The organism is Ruegeria sp. YTSC192 (assembly GCF_059609705.1).
Genome location: NZ_JBXWMG010000001.1, coordinates 535,515 through 554,816, shown reverse-complemented (window position 1 = coordinate 554,816; position 19,302 = coordinate 535,515). Strand labels below are relative to the sequence as shown.

The following is a 19,302-nucleotide window of genomic DNA, read 5'->3' as shown; positions in this document are numbered from 1 at the left end:
ACTCTCTAGTTCACCCAAACCTCAACCCGGCGGTTTGTTTTTCGACCCCATTCCGTGTCATCGCAGGCCATGGGCATCGCCTCTCCGAAGCCTTCGGTCGTGATCTCGATACTGTCGGGGATTTCGGTCTCGATGGCGGCCAGAACCGCATTGCGCACCGTTTGTGCCCTGCGATGAGCGATCCGGGCATTGGCGCTGGCGCCTCCATCCCCGTCGCTGAACCCGGCAAAGACAAGCTTGCGAGGGGTCAAACTGCCGGACTCAAGCGCCTGGGCCAATTGCAGAATATTAGACCGCGATTGCGCATCCGGGCGAGAGCTTCCCGGTTCGAACCGGAAGGAGATCGACAACCTAGACAGAGGCCGCAGAGTTTCGACCATGTTTTGAAGCTCTTCCAGCCCGACCTCGGCCCCACCGGAGACGATGGCATTGGCGAGCCGATCCCCTTGCAGCCCAATGGGCAGGTTCTCGGTCGCCTGATCCACAAATCCGGCCTGCCGTATTATCATCTGCGCATCGGATGAGCGGGTATAGGCCAGAAACTGGCGCGCGATTCGTGGCAGGCGGCGTTGCGGCAGATAAAGGAACATCGGAGAGGTCAGCGGGTAGTCCTCGGTCTTGATGGACTGGCGGGTCGCGGCAAGCGCATGACCGCAGCCTCCGGCCAAAGGCAGCGGGCGGGTGGGCCCCGAGGCCGCCTGAGTCGTGATGCCAATCGCAAACGGGTCGTTGGCGACAGCCCCAACAAGATCGCGATTGCGCGGGTGTCGGAGAACGGTGTCAGATAACTCGGCCTGAGCAGGGCGCAAAAGCTGATCTTCGACATCCTGCGACAAGCCAGATCCGCCGTCCGGAAGGTGCAGGGCAATCGGAGCGTCTGGCCCTTCCAGATCGGCCCAGTTGGCGATCTCACCGGACAGAACACGGACCAGATCCGCGGGCGAAATCTGCTGTACAGTGTTCTCTGGCGCGACGACCGGGACGATTGCATCGAGCGCCACAATCCGCGCGCGGCGGGGGTTGGTCAGATCGCCCAGACCTGCGGTCTCGGCCGCATTGCGTTCCTCATCCCGGATTTCGCGTTGCGCCATCACGATGTCGGCGTCGTTTTCCATGAGGTCGGCAAACCCCTGATCCGTCGTACCGACACGAAAGAACAGGCGGGCCAGAGGGGCCGTGCGGTCAGGCTGGCGCAGTTCATAGGCAAAGCTGCGTTCGTCCACCCGCGACGGGGTTGCTGTCAGACCCTCTTGCCGGGCGAAACCGATGATCAGCGCGGGCAGGACCGTCTCGGCCATGACGGATGATCCCGAGAACCGGACCTCGGCCACGAAATCGGTCAGGCTGGGGCAGGCGGGACCGTCGCATGTGACGCCCGAGCCATCGACCGTCAGCTCTCCGAACTGGGTGTCGACCCGGTAGAATTCACCATCAAAGCCCAGCAGAGTGCCGGAGACTTCGATCTTGCCATCATGCGATGTCAGAACGATATCCTGCGCGGCGGCTGAAACAGCCAGCGAAACAGAAAACAGTACGGCCAGCGCCGCACGAATACGTGTCATGAGAAGGTCGAGCCTGCCTGCGGTTTAATTTGCCGCGATTGTCAGGTCTTGGAACAGATTATTCAACACCAGAAACTCACCGACTTGGGTACACATGGGCATCGTCAGGATCAGATCGCGCGACCGCAGCCGGCGATCACTGCGCAACTCCAGTGACTGGACGTTCAGATCGCGCCCGCAATTGGCCTCGGTCACCTCGGTCTCAACCGTCAAAGCGACCGAGCCCGATTGTTCCGAACGCGCGGCAGGGAACGAATAAATCTGGATGTTTTGCGCGTCATGAAAGCCCGCGCTGCCCAGATGGACCACTGAACCCGCGCCCTGCGTTGCGCCATCAGCCGAGATATGCCCCGGTTCACCATAGCTTGCGCCGAACTCTAGCGCGTGGATTTGCAGATCGGTCTGACCCTGCCATTGCAAAGCGACCCGGTCGAACTGGTCGATGTCCATGATGTGAGTGGTGGCGACCGTGCCGGTTTGATCCTCGAACGAGATCAGGAAAATGGCGTATTCGGACAGGGCCGGAATGGTCAGGTCCAAAGCGCCGTTTTCGTCGGTTTGCTGTGTCAGCGTCAGACCGCTGTGGTGAATTTCAACACGTTCGTTGCTGCGGCAGGGGGCCTTGATCCGCAGTCGCGCATTCGCACCAGCCTGGGCGGTGGCACGTGCGCTGATATTGCAATTGGTGTGTTTCTGGACTGCTTCAGGCGCGGGGCGCTGGATCGGCTGAGAGGGGGTCTCGGCAGAGGAAGAGGTTTGCACGATACGCTCAAGCCCGGCAATGACCGAGGCCTGATCCGCGACAGAGGCCATAGCAAAGGGTTCTTGCGCGCCATTTGGCTGCGCAGGCGCACCGTTTTGCATCAGGTAGCCAATACCAAGGGCACAGGCGACTGTGCCGCACATGGTCACATAGTTTCTTACAACGAACAAAACACCCTCCCCAGTTGAAGGAGCGAGTCGCACTCTCGTCAACAATCGCGGCCAATTTGTGGCCGCGAAGCGGAGCGAATGTGACTGATATTTGTTGACGTTAGGTCAATCTGCCATGGCAGTGTTTGAACTTTTTGCCGGACCCGCAGGGGCAGGGATCATTGCGCGAAGGGTTGCCCCAAGTCGACGGATCGTTCTCGTCAAATCCCGGCAGTGCATCGCCGGACGCGGCGGCCTCGGCCTTGGCTTCGGCGGCACCTGCGGCCTGATCAACAGCCTGCTGAGCTTGCGCTTGCTGGGCCGCCATTTGCGCCAACATCTCGCGCTGTTCTTCTTCGGTCAGCGGGCGCACGCGCGACAATTGCTGAGTCACGGTTTCGCGCAAACTGTCCAGCATGCCTTCGAACAGCTGAAAGCTTTCGTTCTTATACTCGTTCAGCGGATCGCGCTGGGCGTAGCCCCGGAACCCCACGACCGAGCGCAGATGTTCAAGCGTCAGCAGATGCTCGCGCCATTTGCCATCGATGGTCTGCAGGAGGACCTGCTTTTCGATGTTGCGCATGTTCTCGGGGCCGAAGGCGACCGCCTTTTGCGCCATCATCTCATCGGCGGCCTTGACCAGACGCTCACGCACCTGTTCGTCATCTACGCCTTCCTCGGCGGCCCAGTCCTGTACGGGGGCGTCGATGGTCAGCTTTTCCTTGATCGCCTCGTGCAGCCCATCGGTATCCCACTGATCTGCATAGGATTTTGGCGGCATGTATTCGTCGATCAGATCGTCGATCACCTGTTCACGCATGTCCGAGACGATCTCGGACAGGTCGTCGGCTGACATGATCTCACGCCGCTGGCTGAAGATCACCTTACGCTGATCGTTCATCACGTCGTCGAATTTCAGAACGTTCTTGCGCATGTCAAAGTTGCGGCCTTCGACCTTGGACTGCGCGCGTTCCAGCGATTTGTTGACCCAGGGGTGAACGATGGCTTCGCCCTCTTTCATGCCCAGTGTGGTCAGTACCTTGTCCAGACGTTCCGAGCCGAAGATGCGCATAAGGTCGTCTTCGAGGCTCAGATAGAACACCGTACGACCCGGATCACCCTGACGGCCCGAGCGGCCGCGCAACTGGTTGTCGATGCGGCGGCTTTCGTGGCGTTCCGAGGCCATGACATACAGACCACCCGCATTCAGAACCTTTTGTTTTTCCTCGGCGTGTTTGGCCTCTTCTGCGGCGCGCAGTTCGGCTGGGTCGGCCTCGGGGTTTTCGGCCAGCGCCTGCAGGACCTTCATCTCGACGTTGCCGCCCAGCTGAATGTCGGTACCACGACCGGCCATGTTGGTAGCGATGGTGACCGCACCATAGCGGCCCGCATCGGCCACGATCTGGGCCTCTTGTTCGTGCTGGCGGGCGTTCAGAACGTTGTGTTCGATCTTTTCCTGACTCAGCATCTGGCTGAGAACTTCCGATTTCTCAATCGAAGTGGTGCCGATCAGAACCGGTTGGCCCTTTTCCTGGGCCTTCTTCGCCTCAGAGATAATCGCGCCGTATTTCTCCATCGCGGTGCGGTAGACCTGATCGTCTTCGTCCAGTCGGGCAATCGGGCGGTTGGTGGGGACTTCGACCACGCCCAGACCGTAGATTTCCTGAAACTCTTCCGCCTCGGTCAGCGCGGTCCCGGTCATTCCACCCAGCTTGTCATAAAGGCGGAAATAGTTCTGGAAGGTCACGCTTGCCAGCGTCACGTTCTCGGGCTGAATCTGGACGTTTTCTTTCGCTTCAATGGCTTGGTGCAGACCCTCCGACAGGCGCCGGCCCGGCATCATGCGGCCGGTGAATTCGTCGATCAGAACCACATTGCCGTCACGCACGATATAGTCCTTGTCGCGCTGGAACAGTTTATGCGCACGCAGGCCCTGATTGACGTGATGCACCACGGTGGTGCTTTCGGGATCATATAGCGAATGCCCTTCGGGGATCAGGCCTGCCGCGATCAGCTGCTGTTCCAGAAACTCGTTGCCTTCATCGGTGAAGGTCACGTTGCGGGATTTCTCGTCCAGCGAATAGTGATCGTCACTCAGGCTTGGGATCAGCGCATCGATGGCAGAATACAGATCCGAACGGTCCTGCGCCGGCCCCGAGATGATCAGCGGTGTCCGCGCCTCATCAATCAGGATCGAGTCGACCTCATCCACAATCGCGAAATTGTGGTGTTTCTGATAGATGTCGGCCATATCGGCCTTCATGTTGTCGCGCAGATAGTCGAAGCCAAGCTCGTTATTCGTGGCGTAGGTTACGTCACAGGCATAAGCAGCTTTCTTTTCGGCATCGGGCTGGCCTGACCAGATCACGCCGGTGGTCATGCCAAGGGCGCCGAACACTTTGCTCATCCACTCGGCATCGCGTTTGGCGAGGTATTCGTTGACCGTGACAACATGCACGCCCTTGCCGGTCAGTGCGTTCAGATAGGCGGGGAAGGTGGCAACCAGCGTCTTGCCCTCACCCGTCTTCATTTCCGAGATATTGCCCTGATGCAGGAAGGTGCCGCCCATCAGCTGCACATCAAAGGCCCGCAAACCCAGCGCGCGCTTGGCACCTTCGCGCACGTTGGCAAAGGCTTCGGGCAGCAGGTCATCCAGGCTTTCGCCATCCAGCGCACGTTTGCGCAGTTCGGCGGTCTTTTCGATCAGACCCTCGTCAGAGAGTTTTTCGAACTCGGGCTCCATCGCGTTGATCTTTTCGATCAGGGGGCGGGTCGCCTTGATCTTGCGGTCGTTCGGTGTTCCGAACACCTTTTTGGCGAGCGTTCCGAGTCCCAGCATGTTCACTCCAGCGGATCTGTTCTTGTCTTGGTTGCGACAGGCTTGCCCACCTTGCGCGCAACCCATAGATACGGGGGGTGAAAGGCGGCCCTGTCCAAGGCTTCAAAGCGATGTAAGCGGCAGGTTCTGAAGTGTCAACGCTGCGCCCTGTCGCGGCAAAGAAATAGGATGATTCCATGCCCAAAGGCCTCACTTTTCTGCCATCGCTGGCTTTGACCGCTGTGATGGCGCTGCCGTTGGCCGCCGAAACCAAGCCTGATGCAGGCACCGTTCTGGCCACGGTTAATGGGGACGAGATCACACTGGGTCACGTTGTCGCCACCGTCGCGACATTGCCGCAGCAATACCAGCAGATCGAGGATGATGTGCTGTATGACTTCGTGCTTGAACAGCTGATCCAGCAGCAACTGCTGGGCCAGCAGCAGGAAGAGCTGACCCGGCAAAATGCCCTGACGCTGGACAATGAGACACGCTCTCTGCTGGCGGTGCAGACCGTTAGCGCCCTGACCAACGATGTTGTGACGGATGAGGCCGTACAAGCGGCCTATGACGCGCAGTTTGCGGAATTTGAAGGTGAAGACGAGTTTGACGCCAGCCATATTCTGGTTGAATCCGAGGACGAGGCCAAAGCCCTCAAGGCGCAACTGGATGACGGTGCAGATTTTGCCGAGATGGCGCGTGAGCATTCGACCGGGCCGTCCGGTCCCAACGGCGGCGCGCTGGGTTGGTTTGGCAAGGGCCAGATGGTGCCTGAATTTGAAAGCGCGGTGCTGGGTCTTGAAAAAGGTCAGATTTCCGAGCCGGTGCAAACGCAGTTCGGCTGGCACCTGGTGATCCTGAACGACAAGCGCAAATCCGAAGCCCCCGCGCTTGAGGTCGTGCGCGAAGAGCTGGCTCAGACCATTCAGCAAGAGGCTATTCAGGCCCGTATTGATGAGCTGACCCAACAGGCTCAGATCGAACGCGCCGCGCTTGAAGGGGTTGGTCCTGAAGTCATTCGCCAGTTGGACGTTATTCAGGAGTAAACCCCGTGGCCACGATCACCAAAACCTCGCCACTGGCCCCTGCCGGTTTCCCCGACCTGCCCGCAATTGACGGGGTGCGTTTTGCAACCGTCGAGGCAGGTGTGCGCTATACAGGCCGGACTGACGTCATGTTGGCGGTTCTCGATCCCGGCACGTCCGTGGCCGGGGTGTTTACCCGCTCGGCCACACGCGCAGCCCCTGTGCTGGATTGTCAGGACAAGATCGGCGGCGCCAGCGATGGGCCAGCGGCGATTTTGGTGAACTCGGGCAATGCCAATGCGTTCACCGGCCATTACGGCCAAAACTCGGTTGCCGAGGTGACACAAGCGGTTGCCAAGGCGACCGGCGTGCCGGTTGAACGTGTCTTTACCTCATCCACGGGCGTGATCGGAGAGCCGCTGCCGCATGATCGCATCGTCTCGCAGCTTGAGGCGCTGAAATCCGGCCTCAGCCGCCACGCGATCGAGGACGCGGCGCGGGCGATCATGACCACCGATACCTTCCCGAAAGGGGCCTCGGCACAGGTCGAGGTTGACGGCAAAACAGTCTCTATTGCAGGGATTGCCAAGGGATCGGGTATGATCGCGCCGGATATGGCGACGATGCTGGTCTACATTTTCACGGATGCCGTGGTCGACCAATCCGCGCTTCAATCCATGCTGGGTGCGCAGACCGACCGGACGTTTAACTGCATCACCGTCGATAGCGATACCTCGACCTCGGACAGCCTTTTGCTCTGCGCCACCGGAGCCTCGGGTGTCGATGCCACCGGAAACGCCGCATTTTCCGAAGCGCTGGAAACCGTGATGCTGGATCTGGCGCAACAGGTTGTGCGCGATGGCGAAGGGGCGACGAAATTCGTGGAAATCCGCGTGACCGGAGCCGCCTCGGACGCAGATGCCAAGGTGCATGGGTTGGCGATTGCGAACTCCCCTCTGGTGAAAACCGCCATCGCAGGTGAAGACCCCAACTGGGGCCGCGTCGTCATGGCCATAGGCAAATCGGGCGCTGCCGCCGACCGCGACCTGCTGAGCATTTCCTTCGGCGATATTCTGGTTGCGGAAAAAGGCTGGGTCAGCCCCGATTACAGCGAAGACGCCGCCGCTGAATACATGAAAGGTCAGGACCTCGTGATCGCCGTCGATCTGGGGCTGGGCGAGGGCCACTCTACCGTTTGGACCTGTGATCTGACCCATGGCTATATCGAGATCAACGCGGATTATCGCTCGTGAAGACCTTATTAGTGTCTGCTGTCGCCCTGATCGACATCGAGGGGCGCGTGCTGCTGGCCCAACGCCCCGAGGGTAAATCCATGGCCGGTCTGTGGGAGTTCCCCGGCGGCAAGATCGAACCCGGCGAAACCCCGGAAGCCGCCCTGATCCGCGAATTGGAGGAGGAGCTGGGCATCAACACCTGGACCTCCTGCCTCGCGCCGCTGACCTTCGCCAGCCACAGCTATGACGATTTCCACCTGCTGATGCCGCTGTTTGCCTGCCGCAAGTGGGAGGGTATCCCGCAGTCCAAGGAAGGGCAGGCGCTGAAATGGGTTCGGGCGAATGATCTGCGGAACTATCCGATGCCTGCGGCGGACGTGCCGCTGATTCCGATTTTACGGGATTGGTTGTAGTTTGAGGTAGTCGACGGCATGCCGAATAGGCTTTTAGGAATCCTTGTCGCAGCTACGTGCCTAGGAGCGTTGGCGGTAGGAATATTCAGTTTTTGGGTTGGAGAGCAAAAGATTTTCCTTCCCGAGAAAGCTGAGGCCGCGATTTCCTCGAAGACACCCGTATCGGCATCGGAAATTCTACCAAACAACGCGCACTCCATTTGCGTTTTGGGTCCCTATCAGGACCCCAAGTTTCAAAGCGGTAGTGATAGGCCCGAATTGCTGATCCAAATTGACCAATCAAGTGTGCCCGAAGGCTCGGTTAGAGTGGCAATCTTTGATGACCAGTCGCAACTCCTGTCGGAGGATGATATCTCCAGAGGGAGCGGGCAAATCCGCATAGTTGTTCCAAGCGTCGACCCCATTTTTTGCGAAGATGCCAATGCTGTCATGGTGATGGTTGATGAGCAGGCAGGCTTCAATACAATTCAGTTTCTAAGATGAAGGGACCTCAGCTCCTGCTCGCATAAGCAGTTGTTGCCGAGATCTGATTCTAGCCAATGGAGTTGAGGTACTGATTAATTTCACGCTCGCATGAGGAATGAGCTTGTAGATCTTGTAAAACTCAAAAGATTCCCCTCCAGCCCTGTTACAATTCGTAAGAATTGAGAAAACATCAGGCAAAACTTGACGCTGATCCTTCGCCTGTCCCTAATCGGGGCATTGGCGTTCGGGCACCATCCCGGACCCGCCATTTCCGACCTCGGGGAGGGGTCGGGTGGGGAGGAGAGAAAGATTGGCTCAGACGCAGTCGGGCGCTGAAGGGATGCAGTCCCTGCCGGCGCTGTTACACCGCAATGTTGCTCAGTTCGGGGATGCTCCGGCTTACCGCGAAAAGGAATTCGGGATCTGGCAATGCTGGTCCTGGGCCGAGGTCGCCGATGAAATCCGCGCCATCGCGCTTGGGTTTCTGGAAATCGGTGTTGAACCGGGCGACCACATTGCCGTCATAGGCCGCAATCGTCCGGCGCATTACTGGTCGATGGTGGCCGCTCAGATGGTGGGCGCGGTACCGGTGCCTCTGTATCAGGACTCGGTCGCGGAAGAGATGGCGTATGTGCTGGAACATTGCGGCGCGAAATATGTCGTCTGCGGTGATCAGGAGCAGGTCGACAAGGTCGTCGAGATTCAGGAGAACCTGCATCAGGTCAAACACATCCTCTATACTGACAAGCGCGGGATGCGGAAATATGACCATTCGCAGATGAACGCGCTTGAGGACATCATGGCCGAAGGCAGTGCCGGTCACGCACGGTTCGATACCGAACTGGACAAGCGTATCGCGGCGATCACCTATGACGATACATGCGTGATGCTCTATACATCGGGCACGACGGGCAAGCCCAAAGGCGTGGTGTTGTCGAACCGGAATGTCATTGAAAGCGCCAAGAACTCGGCTGAGTTTGACCATCTGACCCGGAATGAAGACATCCTGTCTTACCTGCCGATGGCCTGGGTGGGTGATTTCATCTTTTCCATCGGTCAGGCCTATTGGTGCGGCTTCTGCGTGAATTGCCCGGAAAGCCCGGACACGATGATGACGGACCTGCGCGAGATCGGGCCGACTTATTTCTTTGCTCCGCCGCGCGTGTTCGAGACGCAGCTGACCAATGTGATGATCCGGATGGAGGATGCGGGCAAGCTGAAGCAGCGTATGTTCCATCACTTCATGGCGCATGCCAAGAAGGTTGGTGGCTTGTTGCTGGACGGCAAGCCGGTAGGCTTTGGTGACAAGTTGAAATACGCGCTGGGCAATCTGCTGGTCTATGGCCCGCTCAAGGATACACTCGGCTATGGCCGCTTCCGTGTCGGCTATACGGCGGGTGAGGCCATCGGCCCGGAAATTTTTGATTTCTACCGCTCGCTGGGGATCAACCTGAAACAGCTTTATGGTCAGACCGAGGCGACCGTGTTCATCACCGTCCAGCCGGATGGCGAGGTACGCGCCGATACGGTTGGTGTTCCGGCCCCGGATGTCGAGCTTAAGATCGGCGACAACGGTGAGATCTACTATCGCTCGCCCGGTGTGTTCGTTGAGTACTATAACAACCCCGATTCCACTGCCTCGACCAAGGATGCCGAAGGCTGGGTCGCCACCGGCGACGCCGGATTCATCGAGGAAAGCAGCGGCCATCTGCGGATCATCGACCGCGCCAAGGACGTGGGCAAGATGGCCGACGGGTCGATGTTCGCGCCGAAATATGTTGAGAACAAGCTGAAGTTCTATCCCGATATTCTTGAGGTCGTATTGTTCGGCAACGGCAAGGATCGCTGCGTGGCCTTCATCAATATCGATCTGACGGCGGTCGGGAACTGGGCGGAACGCAACAATGTGGCTTATGCGTCCTATCAGGAACTGGCGGGTCATCCCCGTGTGTTAGAGACGATCAAGGCCCATGTGGAAGAGGTGAACAAGTCGGTTGCGGCGGATGAAATGCTGTCGGGCTGTCAGGTGCATCGCTTTGTGGTTCTGCACAAGGAACTGGATGCTGATGATGGCGAGATGACCCGGACCCGCAAGGTGCGGCGCGGTTTCGTCGAGGACAAATTCCATGACATTATCGCGGCGCTTTATGACGGGTCCGAGAGTGTCTCGACGACAACCGAAGTGACCTATGAGGATGGTCGCAAAGGGTCGATTTCTGCGACGCTTGAGATCGTTGATGCGCCGGTTGTGTCGGTCGCGCAGCACAAGGTCGCGGCGGAATGATGGGCCGTTCGAGCGCCGCTCGACCTGCGGTCATCGCCCCGCCCGCCGTCCCGTTTTTGCGTAAGTCTGGGAGAGGCTGATGCTGGATAATTCCGAAGGATATGTCACCGAAGACGGCCGCAAGATCGGCGGCGTGGTGATGGAGATGAAAAACATCACCCTGCGTTTTGGCGGCGTGGTGGCGATCAAGGATATCTCGTTCGATATCCGCGAGGGTGAGATTCGCGCCATTATCGGGCCGAACGGGGCGGGCAAGTCCTCGATGCTGAATGTGATCTCGGGGTTTTATGTCCCGCAGGAGGGTGAGGTCTGGTTCCACGGCGCCAAGCGTCCTCCGATGCGACCGTTTGAGGTGGCACAGCAGGGGATCGCGCGGACCTTCCAGAACATCGCCCTGTTCGAAGGCATGAGCGTTCTGGACAACGTCATGACCGGGCGCCTGAGCTTTATGAAGACCAATATCCTTCAACAGGCGTGGTGGAAGGGGAAGGCCGAGGCGGAAGAGACTGAGAATCGTGAAGCGGTTGAGAGGATCATCGACTTCCTCGAGATCCAGCACATCCGCAAGACGCCGGTGTCGCGCCTGCCTTACGGGTTGAAAAAGCGAGTGGAACTGGCGCGCGCTTTGGCGGCAGAGCCGAAGCTACTGCTGCTCGATGAACCCATGGCGGGCATGAATGTTGAAGAGAAAGAGGACATGAGCCGCTTCATCCTCGACGTGAATGACGAATTTGGCACCACCATCGCACTGATCGAGCACGACATGGGCGTGGTGATGGATCTGAGCGACCGGGTCGTGGTGATGGATTACGGCAAGAAAATTGGTGACGGCACGCCCGACGAGGTGCGCAACAACCAAGAGGTCATCGACGCCTATCTGGGGGTCAGCCATGACTGACATCGGGGTAGTAAATTGGGGAGGCACCAATGCCTGAACAACTCGTATTTGCGATGGAGGTCATCCTCAACGGCCTGATGGCCGGGGTGCTTTATGCGCTGGTCGCGCTGGGCTTTGTGCTTATCTACAAAGCCTCGGGGATTTTCAATTACGCCCAAGGGGTTATGGCGCTTTTTGCGGCGATGACGCTGGTCGGGATCATGAACGGACAGGTGCCGTTTGCGCATCTGATCAACGCGACGTTTGGTACTCATGTGCATAATTTCGGCTGGAACGTGCCGGCGCTGCTGGCGATCCTTCTGACCATGGCGGTGATGGTGTTGCTGGCGTGGTGCGTGCAGCGCTTTGTCATGCGCCATCTGGTCGGGCAGGAACCGATCATCCTGTTCATGGCCACCATCGGTCTGGCCTATTTCCTTGAGGGCGTGGCCGACCTGATGTGGGGGTCCGAGATCAAGACGCTGGATGTGGGTCTGCCGCAGGGTATCAACCTGTGGATCGACGAGACCACCTTTAACATCTTCGACTACGGCTTCTTCATCGACAATCTGGACATTGTGGCGACGATCATCGCGGCGCTTCTGGTGGCAGCGCTGGTCGCGTTCAGCCAGTACACCAAACAGGGCCGGGCGATGCGCGCCGTGGCCGATGACCACCAGGCGGCGCTGTCAGTCGGGATTTCGCTGAACTTCATCTGGGTGATGGTCTGGTCGGTGGCCGGGTTCGTCGCTCTGGTTGCGGGGATCATGTGGGGCACCAAATCAGGCGTTCAGTTCTCGCTTTCGCTGATCGCGCTCAAGGCGCTGCCGGTTCTGATGCTGGGAGGGTTCACCTCGATCCCCGGAGCCATTGTGGGCGGGCTGATCATCGGCGTGGGTGAGAAACTGTTCGAGTTTGCCATCGGCCCCATGGTCGGCGGGGCGACCGAGAACTGGTTTGCCTACGTGCTGGCGCTGATCTTCCTCGTGTTCCGACCGCAGGGCCTGTTCGGCGAGAAGATCATCGAGAGGGTGTAGCGATGACCAAGCTGATCGCCATCATCAATGTTATTGCTTGGGCCGGCTTCTGGGCGTTTGGGTATATCGCCCTCACCTCGGACGATTTGACCGAAGGCCAGCTGACCATTGCGGCAATCCTGGCTTTTGCGGGTCTGATCATGGGCGTTCTGGCCTATCTGAAATTGGTCCGTGCGTCTGAGGCGAGTGGATATGCCAAGGGCTCAAACCAATTGGACGCCGCGGCCCGGAACCGGGCGCAGGAAGAATGGGGAAAGTAAGACATGTTCTATCGTGAGGCCGGGGATTTCAAAACCTCGTACATTGCTGACAGCCAGACTTTCCCGATCAAGTTCGACCGGTATCGCTATTATGTGGTGCTGGCGGTGGCGTTCGGGATCATTCCCTTCATCATCAACGACTATTGGGCCAACGCGCTGCTGCTGCCTTTCCTGATCTACGCTATCGCGGCGATCGGGCTGAACATTCTGGTGGGGTATTGCGGGCAGGTCTCGCTGGGGACCGGAGGGTTCATGGCTGTGGGGGCCTATGCCTGCTACAAGCTGATGACTGCTTTCCCGGATGTCAGCATGTTCATCCACGTGATCCTAGCCGGAGGTATCACGGCCTTTGTGGGTGTCTTGTTCGGCCTGCCGAGCCTTCGCATCAAAGGTTTCTATCTGGCTGTGGCAACGCTGGCGGCGCAGTTCTTTCTAGTGTGGCTGTTTAACCGGGTGCCGTGGTTCTACAACTACTCGGCCTCGGGACAGATCAACGCACCGGAACGGGATGTGTTTGGTATCATCATCACCGGCCCAAATGCTCCGGCCTGGGCCACCTACCTGTTCTGCCTGATCTTCCTGACCATCTGCGCCATCCTCGCGCGCAACCTGACGCGGGGCACCACGGGTCGGACCTGGATGGCGATCCGCGACATGGACATCGCCGCCGAGATCATCGGCGTGAACCCTCTCAAGGCCAAACTGACCGCCTTTGCCGTTAGCTCATTCTTTGTGGGCATCGCGGGGGCGCTGTTCTTTGCGGTCTATCTGGGCGCGGTCGAAGTCGGTGAGGTCTTTGGCATCCAGAAATCATTCCTGGTGCTGTTCATGGTTATTATCGGCGGATTAGGGTCTATCTTCGGGTCTTTTGCGGGGGCTGCTTTCCTTGTTCTGTTGCCGGTGGTTCTGAAAGTGGTCGGCGTCGATGTTCTGGGGTGGCCCACGGATATCGTGGCGCATCTGAACCTCGTGATCGTGGGGGGGCTGATCATCATGTTCCTGATCCTCGAACCGCATGGGCTGGCGCAGCTGTGGCGCGTGGCGAAAGAGAAACTCAGACTCTGGCCGTTCCCGCACTAGCGGGCAGGCCCAAAGGAAAAACGGGCGGCAAGTCCGGAACCCAACATCGGATCAATCAAGGGAGGAGACACCCGATGAACAAGACACTGGCAACCCTGACGCTGAGCGCGCTGATGGCCACTGGCCCGGCGCTGGCCGATTTGGTCATCCCCGATCTCAGCTATCGCACAGGGCCATATGCTGCGGGAGGCATTCCGTTCTCGGACGGGTATAACGACTATTTCACCCTGCTGAACGAACGCGATGGCGGCATTGGCGGCGAGCCGGTCCGCGTGATCGAATGCGAGACGGGCTACAACACCGAAAAAGGTGTGGAATGCTATGAATCTACCAAGGGCGAAGGCGCGTTGGTCTATCAGCCGCTTTCCACCGGGATCACCTATCAGCTGATCCCCAAAGTGACCGCCGATGGCATCCCGCTGCACACGATGGGCTATGGCCGGACCTCGGCTGCGAATGGCAAGGTGTTCAGCAACGTGTTCAACTATCCGGCCAACTATTGGAACGGAGCCTCGGGCGCGATCAACTATCTGCTGAGCGAGAATGGCGGAGATCTGAGCGGCAAGAAAATCGCGCTGGTCTACCACAACTCGGCCTATGGCAAGGAACCGATCCGCACGCTTGAGATGCTGTCCGAGAAGCACGGCTATGATCTGACCCTTCTGCCGGTCGACCACCCCGGTCAGGAGCAGAAATCGCAGTGGCTGCAGATCCGTCGTGAAAAGCCGGACTATGTGGTCATGTGGGGCTGGGGCGTGATGAACCAGGTCGCCGTGCAAGAGGCCGCCAACATCCGCTTCCCGATGGAGAACTTCATCGGCGTTTGGTGGTCGGGTGCTGAATTTGACGTTCAGCCTGCAGGTGAAAAAGCAAACGGTTACAAAGCGTTGACCTTCACCGGTCTGGGCGATGACTACCCGGTCTATGATGACCTGCGCAAATATGTCGTCGATGGCGGCAAGGCAGCCGGAGCGGGCGACCAGCTGGGTGCGGTGCAGTATAACCGCGGCCTCTATGCGGCCATGCTGGCAGCCGAGGCGATCAAGACCGCGCAGGAGATGCACGGTGTTGCCGATATCACGCCTGCGATGATGCGCGACGGTATGGAAGCGCTTGAGATCACCAACGCCAAGATGGAAGGTCTGGGCATGGCCGGTTTCGGGCCTGAATTCTCGGTCAGCTGTGAAAACCACGGTGGTCCCGGTCTGGTTGGCGTCGTGCAGTGGGACGCGTCGGCCGGAACCTGGAACAGCATTCAGGAGTTCATGCCAACCGATGCCGAAGTGATCGGCCAATTGATCGCGGAAGACTCCGCCGCCTATGCAGCAGAAAACAACATCGAAACGCGCTGCAACTGATGAACCCCTCGGGGCGGCGGGCAGCTGCCGCCCCGACCCAGATACAAGGCATGAGGACACGCGCTGATGCTGGATGCGTCCCAAACCACGGATGTGCAGGCGGAAACCCTGCTTGAGGTCAACAATATCGAGGTGATCTATAATCACGTGATCCTCGTGCTGAAGGGCGTCAGCCTGACGGTTCCCAAGGGCGGCATTACGGCGCTGCTGGGGGGGAATGGTGCGGGCAAGACCACGACGCTCAAGGCGGTGTCGAACCTGCTGCATTCCGAACGGGGCGAGGTCACCAAGGGCTCGATCAAGTATCGCGGCCAAAGCGTGCATGAAAGCGACCCGGCTGTACTGGTTGAAAAAGGCGTCATTCAAGTGATGGAAGGGCGCCACTGTTTCGAACACCTCACGGTCGAGGAAAACCTGCTGACCGGGGCCTATACCCGAAAAGACGGCAACGCCGCGATCCAGAGTGATCTGGAACTGGTTTATGATTACTTCCCGCGCCTTAAGGAGCGCCGCAAAAGTCAGGCGGGCTATACCTCGGGCGGGGAACAACAAATGGTCGCGATGGGCCGGGCTTTGATGTCACGCCCCGAGACGATCCTGCTGGACGAACCCTCGATGGGTCTGGCCCCGCAGCTGGTCGAAGAGATTTTCGGCATCGTCAAAGACCTGAACGAGAAAGAGGGCGTCTCGTTCCTGTTGGCCGAACAGAACACCAATGTGGCGCTCAGGTTTGCGCACTACGGATATATTCTGGAATCCGGTCGCGTGGTGATGGACGGCCCCGCCGCCGAATTGCGCGAAAACCCGGATGTGAAGGAATTCTATCTCGGCATGTCGGATGATGGCCGCAAAAGCTTTCGCGATGTGCGCTCGTACCGTCGCCGCAAGCGGTGGTTGTGATCTGATGGAGGATATGGCGATGACCTATTTCGACGCTCTCGAAACGCGCTCGGCGGATCAGCGTGCCTCGGATCAGGCGGCAGCGCTGAGGGCGCAGTTGGAACGGGCACAGTCTGCGCCGGGTTTCATGGCGCATTTCGCTGAAACAGACACTAATGCGGTGAAAACGGCCGAAGATCTGCCCCTGCTGCCGGTGCTGCGCAAATCGGACCTGACCGGCGCGCAAGGGGATCGCCCGCCCTTTGGCGGCTTTACGGTCAAACCGGCGCGGCACTTTCACTATGTGTTCCAATCACCCGGCCCGATCTATGAGCCGGGCAGCACCGACCACGATTGGTGGCGCATGGGCCGCTTCCTGAACGCCGCTGGTATCGGCATGGGCGATATCGTTCAGAATTGCTTTGGCTATCATCTGACACCTGCGGGCATGATCTTTGAAAACGGCGCGCGCGCGGTTGGTGCGGCTGTTCTGCCGGCCGGGACCGGCCAGACCGAATTGCAAGTGACTGCCGCCCGGGATGTTGGATGCACGGCCTATGCCGGCACGCCGGACTATCTGAAGGTCATTCTGGACAAGGCCGACGCCATGGGCGTTGCGCTGAGTTTCTCGAAGGCCGCTGTGGGTGGCGGGGCGCTGTTTCCCTCGTTGCGGCAGGAATATGCGGATCGTGGGATCGCCTGTTTGCAATGCTATGCCACGGCCGAACTGGGCAATATCGCCTATGAGAGCGCCGCGATGGAGGGGATGATTCTCGACGAACACGTCATTGTCGAAATTGTCACCCCCGGCACTGGTACCCCAGTTGCGCCCGGTGAGGTTGGCGAGGTCGTGGTGACCTCTCTCAATCCGGACTACCCGCTGATCCGGTTTGCGACCGGTGATCTGTCGGCCATCATGCCGGGTCAGTCGCCTTGTGGTCGCACGAACGCTCGGATCATGGGGTGGATGGGGCGCGCCGATCAGACCACCAAGATCAAGGGCATGTTCGTCCGGCCCGAGCAAGTGGCCGCGTTGGTCGACAAACATACCGAGATCGTCAAAGCCCGCGTGATCGCGGCCCGTCAGGGTGAGATGGACACGATGACCGTCCAGATCGAAAGCGCTGGTGGCGATGACACGGCTTATGCGAAATCTGTGGTCGAAGTGCTGAAGCTGAAAGGCGCGATCGAGGTTGTGGCCCCCGGATCGCTGCCCAAGGATGGTCTGGTGATCGAGGATCAGCGCGTCTATGACTGATATCTGCGGCGTTTGATGCCGCAGATTTGTTGCTAGATTTGTTGCTCTGGGCACTGGCGTTTCCTAGCGTTTTAGTCGAGAAAGAGGGCGCCCTCGCCACCTACAAGCCCGGACAATGGCCCAGATCGAATATTCTGAAAATGGATCACGAAACCGCGGCGTGCGTGGCACGCGGCTGTTGGCGGGTATTGCCTATATCGTGGCGGCGGCCTGTCTGTTGCCGATGGTGGCGGTTGTTCTGGCGGCGCTGACCGGTGGCACGGAAACCATCTCGCACCTGGCTGAAACCGTTTTGCCCCGCTACACGATGACCACCGCCATATTGGTGGTTCTGGTGGCTGTTGGCACGTTCAGCATCGGGACCGGAGCCGCGTGGTTGGTGACGATGACGCGGTTCCCCGGCGTGCGCCTTTTGGAAATCGCGCTGGTCCTGCCGTTGGCCTTCCCGGCCTACGTTCTGGCCTATGCCTACACGTTCATACTGGATCATCCTGGTATCGTGCAGGCCACGCTGCGCGATATGACGGGGTGGGGGCCGCGCGACTACTGGTTCCCCGAAATCCGCTCGACCGAGGGCGCGGCGGTGATGCTGACGCTGGTGCTTTACCCCTATGTCTACCTGTTGGCGCGGGCAGCGTTTCTGCAGCAAAGCGCCACCGCATTTCTGGCGGCACGGGCGTTGGGAAACAGCCCCTGGCTAGCGTTTCGGCGGGTCTCGCTGCCGATGGCGCGCCCGGCCATTGCCGGGGGCGTTCTGCTGGCGATCATGGAGACCATCGCCGATTTCGGAACCGTCTCGTATTTCGGCGTCCAGACCTTCGCCACCGGCATTTATACCAGTTGGTTTTCGCTGGGAGATCGCGCCGGCGCCGCACAACTGGCCTTGTGCCTGCTGACCTTCGCGCTTGTGCTGGCGGTGGCTGAACGCACGCGGCGCGGCAAGGCCAAGTACTATCAAGCGGGCAAGCAGCATGCAGCTCTGCCCGCGGCGCAACTGACCGGATGGCGCGCGATCGGGGCCTTTGCCCTCTGCGCCATTCCCGTGTTTTTTGGGTTCCTGCTGCCGGTGGTTGTTCTGTTCGAGATGGGGTTGAAGTCTGAGCAGAACCTGCTGTCGCCCCGCTACCTTGGGTTCATTCAGAATTCGCTGATCCTCGCCGGGACGGCTGCTGTCATCACCGTTACTGCGGCCGTCAGCGTTGGGTTCTTTCAGCGCCTGAGACCTGGGCGGCCCTCGACCATCGCGGGCTATATCGCGCGGCTGGGCTATGCGGTGCCGGGCGGGGTGATCGCGGTTGGTCTGCTGGTGCCTTTCGCCAGTTTTGACAATGCGCTGGATGCATGGATGCGCGCGACGTTTGATGTATCGACGGGCCTGCTGGTGACTGGCTCAATCTGGCTGCTGGTGGCCGCCTATATGGTGCGGTTCCTGGCGGCGGCCCTAAGTGCCTATGAAGGCGGGCAGAGTACGGTTCACGCCAATATGGATGCCGCCGCACGGTCCTTGGGACAGACGCCTCTGGGTACACTCAGGCGGGTGCATCTGCCGATCCTGACGCCCTCGTTATTGACCGCGCTGTTGATTGTCTTTGTCGACGTGATGAAGGAACTGCCCGCAACCCTGATCATGCGCCCCTTCAACTTTGACACGCTGGCGGTGCAGGCCTACCGGCTGGCCTCGGACGAGCGTCTTGAGGGGGCGGCGGTGCCATCCTTGGTCATTCTGGCCGTTGGGTTGCTGCCTGTGATCCTGATCTGCCGACAGGTCGGGCGGCGGTAACACAGGTTGACGAATTGTGGCTCGCTTACGCATCGGGCTTGATTCAGCGGCGATTTCCG

General features: G+C 59.3%; 16 protein-coding genes. 13 read left to right on the top strand and 3 right to left on the bottom strand.

Features of this window, described 5'->3' with window-relative positions; all coding sequences use genetic code 11:
- Positions 1-5: 5 nt before the first annotated feature.
- The 3 genes from AC2FD8_RS02720 to secA form a co-directional block, all read right to left on the bottom strand.
- Positions 6-1,562 carry a phosphate ABC transporter substrate-binding/OmpA family protein gene (locus AC2FD8_RS02720; protein ID WP_496853426.1) on the bottom strand — a complete coding sequence of 519 codons (1,557 nt, stop codon included), beginning with the start codon at positions 1,560-1,562 and terminating at the stop codon, positions 6-8.
- A 24-nt stretch (positions 1,563-1,586) separates the two neighbouring features.
- Complete coding sequence (locus AC2FD8_RS02715) at positions 1,587-2,495, bottom strand: hypothetical protein (RefSeq protein ID WP_496853427.1); 909 nt, start codon at positions 2,493-2,495, stop codon at positions 1,587-1,589.
- Positions 2,496-2,595: 100 nt separating this feature from the next.
- A complete protein-coding gene (gene secA / locus AC2FD8_RS02710; RefSeq protein ID WP_496853428.1) occupies positions 2,596-5,313 on the bottom strand; it encodes a preprotein translocase subunit SecA in 2,718 nt (905 codons plus the stop codon).
- A gap of 176 nt (positions 5,314-5,489) precedes the next feature.
- On the opposite strand from secA, the gene AC2FD8_RS02705 reads away from it, so the two are divergent.
- The 13 genes from AC2FD8_RS02705 to AC2FD8_RS02645 all read left to right on the top strand — a co-directional run bounded on the left by AC2FD8_RS02705 (position 5,490) and on the right by AC2FD8_RS02645 (position 19,243).
- On the top strand, positions 5,490-6,338 hold the full coding sequence (locus AC2FD8_RS02705) for a peptidylprolyl isomerase (protein WP_496853429.1): 849 nt from the start codon (positions 5,490-5,492) through the stop codon (positions 6,336-6,338).
- Between the two features lie 5 nt (positions 6,339-6,343).
- Positions 6,344-7,570 carry a bifunctional glutamate N-acetyltransferase/amino-acid acetyltransferase ArgJ gene (gene argJ, locus AC2FD8_RS02700; RefSeq protein WP_496853430.1) on the top strand — a complete coding sequence of 409 codons (1,227 nt, stop codon included), beginning with the start codon at positions 6,344-6,346 and terminating at the stop codon, positions 7,568-7,570.
- A complete protein-coding gene (gene mutT / locus AC2FD8_RS02695) occupies positions 7,567-7,965 on the top strand; it encodes an 8-oxo-dGTP diphosphatase MutT (RefSeq protein ID WP_496853431.1) in 399 nt (132 codons plus the stop codon). Before argJ ends, mutT begins: the two co-directional genes overlap by 4 nt.
- Before the next feature lie 69 nt (positions 7,966-8,034).
- Positions 8,035-8,448 (top strand): hypothetical protein, encoded by a 414-nt coding sequence (locus AC2FD8_RS02690; protein WP_496853432.1) that lies wholly within the window; start codon positions 8,035-8,037, stop codon positions 8,446-8,448.
- Positions 8,449-8,770: 322 nt separating this feature from the next.
- On the top strand, positions 8,771-10,714 hold the full coding sequence (locus tag AC2FD8_RS02685) for an AMP-binding protein (protein WP_496853992.1): 1,944 nt from the start codon (positions 8,771-8,773) through the stop codon (positions 10,712-10,714).
- A gap of 79 nt (positions 10,715-10,793) precedes the next feature.
- Complete coding sequence (locus tag AC2FD8_RS02680; protein ID WP_496853433.1) at positions 10,794-11,612, top strand: ABC transporter ATP-binding protein; 819 nt, start codon at positions 10,794-10,796, stop codon at positions 11,610-11,612.
- Positions 11,613-11,641: 29 nt separating this feature from the next.
- Positions 11,642-12,628, top strand: a complete 987-nt coding sequence (locus AC2FD8_RS02675) for a branched-chain amino acid ABC transporter permease (RefSeq protein WP_496853434.1) — start codon at positions 11,642-11,644, stop codon at positions 12,626-12,628.
- Positions 12,629-12,630: 2 nt separating this feature from the next.
- Complete coding sequence (locus AC2FD8_RS02670; RefSeq protein ID WP_171178538.1) at positions 12,631-12,888, top strand: hypothetical protein; 258 nt, start codon at positions 12,631-12,633, stop codon at positions 12,886-12,888.
- A 3-nt stretch (positions 12,889-12,891) separates the two neighbouring features.
- Positions 12,892-13,968, top strand: coding sequence for a branched-chain amino acid ABC transporter permease (locus AC2FD8_RS02665; RefSeq protein ID WP_496853435.1), 1,077 nt, complete (start codon positions 12,892-12,894; stop codon positions 13,966-13,968).
- 74 nt (positions 13,969-14,042) lie between these two features.
- Positions 14,043-15,326 carry an ABC transporter substrate-binding protein gene (locus AC2FD8_RS02660; RefSeq protein ID WP_496853436.1) on the top strand — a complete coding sequence of 428 codons (1,284 nt, stop codon included), beginning with the start codon at positions 14,043-14,045 and terminating at the stop codon, positions 15,324-15,326.
- A gap of 66 nt (positions 15,327-15,392) precedes the next feature.
- Positions 15,393-16,226 carry an ABC transporter ATP-binding protein gene (locus AC2FD8_RS02655; protein WP_496853437.1) on the top strand — a complete coding sequence of 278 codons (834 nt, stop codon included), beginning with the start codon at positions 15,393-15,395 and terminating at the stop codon, positions 16,224-16,226.
- A 19-nt stretch (positions 16,227-16,245) separates the two neighbouring features.
- Positions 16,246-17,463, top strand: coding sequence for a phenylacetate--CoA ligase family protein (locus AC2FD8_RS02650; protein WP_496853993.1), 1,218 nt, complete (start codon positions 16,246-16,248; stop codon positions 17,461-17,463).
- A gap of 115 nt (positions 17,464-17,578) precedes the next feature.
- On the top strand, positions 17,579-19,243 hold the full coding sequence (locus tag AC2FD8_RS02645; protein ID WP_496853438.1) for an ABC transporter permease: 1,665 nt from the start codon (positions 17,579-17,581) through the stop codon (positions 19,241-19,243).
- The last annotated feature ends 59 nt before the right edge of the window (positions 19,244-19,302 follow it).

What these genes read in the sequence shown, in the direction of transcription:
- AC2FD8_RS02720 (WP_496853426.1), bottom strand. Translation starts at nt 1,562, where the DNA reads ATGACACGTATTCGTGCGGCGCTGGCCGTACTGTTTTCTGTTTCGCTG.
- secA (WP_496853428.1), bottom strand. Translation starts at nt 5,313, where the DNA reads ATGCTGGGACTCGGAACGCTCGCCAAAAAGGTGTTCGGAACACCGAAC.
- AC2FD8_RS02705 (WP_496853429.1), top strand. Translation starts at nt 5,490, where the DNA reads ATGCCCAAAGGCCTCACTTTTCTGCCATCGCTGGCTTTGACCGCTGTG.
- AC2FD8_RS02685 (WP_496853992.1), top strand. Translation starts at nt 8,771, where the DNA reads ATGCAGTCCCTGCCGGCGCTGTTACACCGCAATGTTGCTCAGTTCGGG.
- AC2FD8_RS02680 (WP_496853433.1), top strand. Translation starts at nt 10,794, where the DNA reads ATGCTGGATAATTCCGAAGGATATGTCACCGAAGACGGCCGCAAGATC.
- AC2FD8_RS02675 (WP_496853434.1), top strand. Translation starts at nt 11,642, where the DNA reads ATGCCTGAACAACTCGTATTTGCGATGGAGGTCATCCTCAACGGCCTG.
- AC2FD8_RS02670 (WP_171178538.1), top strand. Translation starts at nt 12,631, where the DNA reads ATGACCAAGCTGATCGCCATCATCAATGTTATTGCTTGGGCCGGCTTC.
- AC2FD8_RS02665 (WP_496853435.1), top strand. Translation starts at nt 12,892, where the DNA reads ATGTTCTATCGTGAGGCCGGGGATTTCAAAACCTCGTACATTGCTGAC.
- AC2FD8_RS02660 (WP_496853436.1), top strand. Translation starts at nt 14,043, where the DNA reads ATGAACAAGACACTGGCAACCCTGACGCTGAGCGCGCTGATGGCCACT.
- AC2FD8_RS02655 (WP_496853437.1), top strand. Translation starts at nt 15,393, where the DNA reads ATGCTGGATGCGTCCCAAACCACGGATGTGCAGGCGGAAACCCTGCTT.
- AC2FD8_RS02650 (WP_496853993.1), top strand. Translation starts at nt 16,246, where the DNA reads ATGACCTATTTCGACGCTCTCGAAACGCGCTCGGCGGATCAGCGTGCC.
- AC2FD8_RS02645 (WP_496853438.1), top strand. Translation starts at nt 17,579, where the DNA reads ATGGCCCAGATCGAATATTCTGAAAATGGATCACGAAACCGCGGCGTG.